Genomic DNA, 5,309 nt, shown 5'->3' on the forward strand with positions numbered 1-5,309 from the left:
GCGCGCCATCGATCTGCAGATGAATCACGGCAAGACCACCATCATCGAGATCATGTGCACCCGCGAGCTCGGCGACCCGTTCCGCCGCGATGCGCTCGCCAAGCCCGTGCGCACCCTCGACAAGTACAAGGACTTCGTCTGAGTCCCTGAGTCCCTGAGTCCCTGAGCACGCCGGAGGCGGCCCGCGCCGCTTCCGGCCCTGTCGCTGCGGCGACTGTCCCGCAGCGACAGAACTGACGCAACCGAACCGCCGCGACCGAACCCCTGAGCCCGACCCAATGAAAGCGATCAACCGCATCATCGAGCGCGCCCGCGCCGCGCCCCGGCGCATCGTGCTGTGCGAGGCCGAAGACCCGCGCATCCTGCAGGCCGCGCAACGCGCCAGCCGCGAGGCCATTGCCCGCATCGTGCTGGTGGGCGACGCGGCGCGCATCCGCCAGGCCGCCGCCGGCGACGGCATCGACCTGGCCGGCATGGACCTGATCGACCCTGCCACCTCCGCGCTCACACCGTCGTTCGCGCACAAGCTGTTCGCGCTGCGCGGCAGGAAGGGCATGACGCTGGAGCAAGCGAAGCGCGAGGTGCTCAAGCCGCTGTGCTTCGCCAACCTGATGGTGCGCCTGGGCCATGCCGACGGCTCGGTGGCCGGCGCGGTGCACACCACCGCCGACGTGGTGCGCACCGCCATCCAGATCATCGGCATCGATCCCGCGTTCAGGCTGGTGTCGAGTTTTTTCCTGATGATGCTCTGCGAACCGTTCCATGCCTTGAAGGGCGGACTGATCTTTTCCGATTGCGGGCTGGTGGTGGACCCCGATGCCGGCGAGCTGGCCGAGATCGCCATGGCCGCGGCCGACAGCGCGCAGAGCCTGCTGATGGATGCGCCGCGCGTGGCGATGCTGTCGTTCTCCACCAGCGGCAGCGCCAGGCACGCGGCGGTCGACAAGGTGGTGGAGGCAACCCGCCTGGTGCAGGAACGGCGCCCCGCGCTGGCGATCGACGGCGACGTGCAGCTCGACGCGGCCATCGTGGCCGAGATCGCCGCGAAGAAGATCGCGCATTCGAAGGTGGAAGGCCGCGCCAATGTGCTGGTCTTCCCCAACCTGGAAGCCGGCAATATCGGCTACAAGCTGGCCGAGCGCGTGGGCGGCGCCAAGGCCATCGGGCCGCTGCTGCAGGGCCTGCAGCAGCCGGCCAACGACCTGTCGCGCGGCTGCAGCGCCGACGACGTCTACTACGTGATCGCGGTCACGGCGGTGCAGGCCCAGGCCGCCGCCGCGCAGACACGGCCCCCCCAGCCCGCCGGGAACGCCATGGCCGCGTCACTGCCATGAGCACCGAACACCTGCTGCCGCTGCTCGCGCTGATGGGCGCGGCAAGCTACTTCCAGACCGTGACCGGCTTCGGCCTCGGCATGATCGTGATGGGCGCGACCAGCGGCCTCGGCCTGGCGCCGGTGGCCAGCGTGGCCATGGTGGTCAGCCTGGTGACGCTGGCCAACAGCGCGGTGGCCCTGCCCGGCAAGCTGCATCACGTCGACTGGCGCGCGGTGGGCGCGGCCACGCTGGGCATCCTGCCGTCGGTGGTGGCGGGCGTGCTGCTGCTCGACTACCTGAGCAGCAGCGCGTCGGGCATCCTGCAATGGCTGCTGGGAGCGGTGGTGCTGTATGGCGGCCTGAGCGCGGCGCTGCGCCCCGCCCCGCTGCGGCAACGCTCCGGCGACCGCAGCTTCTTCATGAGCGGCGTCTTCGGCGGCCTGCTCAGCGGCATGTTCGGCGTCTCCGGGCCGCCGCTGATCTTCCAGTTCTATCGCCAGCCCTTGTCGCTGGTGGAAATCCGCTGCGCGCTGATCCTGGTGTTCACGGCGACTTCCGTCACGCGCACGCTGTTCAGCGCCTGGCAGGGGCAGCTCGGCGCCGATATCTGGCTCGAGGCCGCGCTGGCCGTGCCCGTGGTGGCGCTGACGACGATCGCTGCGCGGCGCTATCCGCCGCCGCTTTCGGCGCTGGCGACGCGGCGCATCGCCTTCGGCGTGCTGGTGGTGATCGGGGCTTACCTGATGCTGCCGGGGCTGCTGCGGCTGGCGGCGATGGGCACGGCTTGCTGTAGCGCCTGAGCGCGGGGCAGGCCGTTCGCCGCCCCGCGCCATGCGCACGTCCGTTCCGGGCGACGGTTCCGGCCGGCGGTTCCGGGCGGCGGTTCCGGGCGGCGGTTCCGGCCGGCGGTTCCGGGCGGCGGTTCCGGGCGGCGGTTCAGCCGCGCCCGCCGATCCATCGCACGATCTCGGCGAACACCGGCATGGCCGGCGCCACCGACAGGTCCAGCGCCAGGCAGCGGCGGTAATAGGGGCTGAGGTCCAGCCCGACGCCCAGGCCCAGCACTTCCACGCCGCGCGGCGTGTCGTGGCGCGCCACCACTTCCTTCAGGTGGTTGTCCAGGTACCAGGCATCGTTGGCATGCCCCGTGGCGGTATCCATCGGGCTGCCGTCGGAGATCACGATCAGGATCCGCCGCGTCTCGGCGCGCGCCAGCAGGCGCGCGCAGGCCCATTCGACAGCCTCGCCGTCCACCCCTTCGCGGAACAGGTCGGCCTTGAACAGCGCGGCGATACCGGCGCGGGCGCGGCGCCAGGGGCTTGCCGCGTCCTTGAACACCATGTGGCAGGTTTCGTTCAGGCGGCCGGGATGCGCGGGGCGGCCCCGCGCCAGCCAGTCGAGCCGGGCGCGGCCACCGTTCCAGGCGCCGGTGGTGAAGCCGAGCACCTCGCTGGCCACGCCGGCCTGGTCGAGCGCGCGCGCGAGCACGTCCACCAGCATGGCCACCCGCTCGATATGCGCCTTCATCGAGCCGGAGCAATCGATCAGCAGGCTGACCGCGCAGTCCGCCTGCAGCTTGTGGCGCTCCAGGCGGAACAGCCGCCGCTCGGCCGGCGAGCTGACCAGTTGCGCCAGGCGCCGGCCATCGATGCGGCCGTGCTCCTCGCCGAACGACCAGCCATCGCGCTGCGGCACGGCCAGCGCCGCGCTCAGCGCCCGCGCCAGCCGGGCCACATGGATGCTTTGCTCGGCAATGCGGCGGTCGAGACGTTCGCGATACTCGGCAAGCAAGGCCTTGCGGACCAGCTTGCCGGGCGCGATCTCGCGGTCGTAGCGGGTGGTGTAGGCGCGATAGCCGCCGGCCGCGGCCTGCAGCACGCGGCTGGTGCCCGTCGCCGCCGGGGCCATCGCCTCGTGCTCATCGTCCTCGCAACCGAGCGCCAGCGAAAACGCCACGCGCACGGCTTGCTCATCCTGCTCGTCCCCGGTGCCGTCCTGCGCCTGCGCCGCGCGGGCAGAGCGCAACATGTCGCCAAGCAGCCTGGCGATCGCCAGCGCATGCGCGGCGAACGCGCCCTGTTCCGCGCGATGCCGGCGCAAGCCCGCCAGCGGCACGCCGAGCACCGGCACGATGGCGGCCCGCGTGGCTTCGATCAGGTCCTCGGTGTCCGGCAGCACCGGCCAGCCCGAAAGCCGCGACCACGCGATCTGCGCCACCGTGTACAGCAGGATGCCCAGCTGGGTCTCGGCCAGGCCGGCGCGATGGAAGGCGCGCGACCAGGCTTCGAAGCGGTGCCTCAGGTTCTGCGCCAGGCCCGGCATGCCGGCCGGCGGCAGCGACTCGCAGCGCAGTTGCTCCAGCAACTCGAACACCAGCCGCTCGACCGGATCGCCCGGGCACAGCTGGCGGTGCAGTTCCGGCTCGGAGCGCGCCAGGCGCAAGGCGGCGCCGTCCGCCGCGCCGCGCAGGGATGCAAAGTCGTCGGCCTGCGCATCGGTGCGCATGTGGGGCGCGTGCAGCGGCAGCGGCCGGGTGCCCCGGCACAGGCGGCCGACGCGATAGTGCAGCGCGGCGTCGCCGGTGAGGGCGCGCACTGCTGCCGCGCACAGCGCTTCGCGCTGCTGATGGCGGCGCGCCGCCTGGCGGTCCGCCGCCATCAGCGCGGCTCCGGCGCGGCTTCGCGCGCGGGATCCAGTTCCCGCCCGAAGCAGCGCTGGAAGTACTCGGCCACCACCGGCCGCTCGGCGTCGTCGCATTTGTTGAGAAAACTCAGCCGGAAGGCCAGCGCCGGATCGCGGAAGATCTGGCAGTTCTCCGCCCAGCTGATCACGGTACGCGGCGACATCAGCGTGGAGAGGTCTCCCGTGGCAAAGCCCTTGCGCGTGAGCTCCGCCACGCTCACCATGGATTCGACCAGCGCGCGCCCGGCCTCGCCTGCCAGTTCCGGCACCCGCGCCAGCACGATGCCCGCCTCTTCCGCGCGCGGCAGGTAGTTCAGCGTGGCCACCACGTTCCAGCGGTCCATCTGCGCGTGGTTGAGCATCTGCGTGCCGTGGTACATGCCGTTCAGGTTGCCCAGCCCCACGGTGTTGGTGGTGGCGAACATGCGGAAGGCGGGATGGGGATGGATCACGCGGTTCTGGTCGAGCAGCGTGAACTTGCCGTCGCGCTCCAGCATGCGCTGGATCACGAACATCACATCCGGGCGCCCGGCGTCGTATTCGTCGAAGATCAGCGCCACCGGGCGCTGCAATGCCCAGGGCACGATCCCTTCCTGGAATTCCGTGACCTGCCGCCCGTCGCGCACGACGATGGCGTCCTTGCCGACCAGGTCGAGCCGGCTGATATGCCCGTCGAGGTTCACGCGCACGCACGGCCAGTTCAGGCGAGCCGCCACCTGCTCGACATGGGTCGATTTGCCGGTGCCGTGCAGGCCCTGCACCATCACGCGGCGGTCGCGGGTAAAGCCCGCCAGGATCGCCAGCGTCACTTCGGGGTTGAAACGGTAGGCCGGATCGATCTCCGGCACATGGTCGTCGCGTTCGCGGAACGCCGGCACCATCAGGCCCGAATCGATGCCGAACAGGGTGCGAGCCGCGACCATTGTGTCCGGCTTGCCCATCACGATTTCGCTCACTTCGCTCTCCTCCGCACCTTGTCGTCGCGGCGGCGCGCATGCGCCGCCAGCCGCGGGTCACCCGCGCTTTGACCTATCTTAGTACGGTTTCTATTTTAGAGACAAATCATTCCGTTTATTGATTTTCCCTATTGACCATCGCGAACTACCGACCTACAGTTCGTCAAACACACAGTATCCGGAACAAATCGTTCCGTTTTGAATTCAAGCCCGGAGACCCACCACCATGAGCGAACACCTCCCCGAATCCCTGCGCCAGGCCACCACCGACGCCCCCGCCACCACCGGCCCGCAGGCCATGACCCCCTCGGAAGCCTTTGTCGAAACCCTCGCCGCCAACGGCGTCACCGACATG

General features: G+C 70.3%; 4 protein-coding genes. 2 read left to right on the plus strand and 2 right to left on the minus strand.

Features of this window, described 5'->3' with window-relative positions; translation table 11 throughout:
- Positions 1-278: 278 nt before the first annotated feature.
- Both pta and AC1DK4_RS40210 read left to right on the plus strand, forming a co-directional pair.
- Positions 279-1,334, plus strand: coding sequence for a phosphate acetyltransferase (pta, locus tag AC1DK4_RS40205; protein ID WP_441624399.1), 1,056 nt, complete (start codon positions 279-281; stop codon positions 1,332-1,334).
- Positions 1,331-2,116, plus strand: a complete 786-nt coding sequence (locus tag AC1DK4_RS40210) for a sulfite exporter TauE/SafE family protein (RefSeq protein WP_441624397.1) — start codon at positions 1,331-1,333, stop codon at positions 2,114-2,116. Before pta ends, AC1DK4_RS40210 begins: the two co-directional genes overlap by 4 nt.
- 136 nt (positions 2,117-2,252) lie before the next feature.
- On the opposite strand, the gene AC1DK4_RS40215 is transcribed toward AC1DK4_RS40210, so the two are convergent.
- Positions 2,253-3,974 carry a cobaltochelatase CobT-related protein gene (locus AC1DK4_RS40215; protein ID WP_441624395.1) on the minus strand — a complete coding sequence of 574 codons (1,722 nt, stop codon included), beginning with the start codon at positions 3,972-3,974 and terminating at the stop codon, positions 2,253-2,255.
- Positions 3,974-4,939, minus strand: coding sequence for an AAA family ATPase (locus tag AC1DK4_RS40220; RefSeq protein ID WP_441624401.1), 966 nt, complete (start codon positions 4,937-4,939; stop codon positions 3,974-3,976). Before AC1DK4_RS40220 ends, AC1DK4_RS40215 begins: the two co-directional genes overlap by 1 nt.
- Positions 4,940-5,309: the final 370 nt, after the last annotated feature.

This window comes from Cupriavidus sp. 05N38, assembly GCF_056397345.1.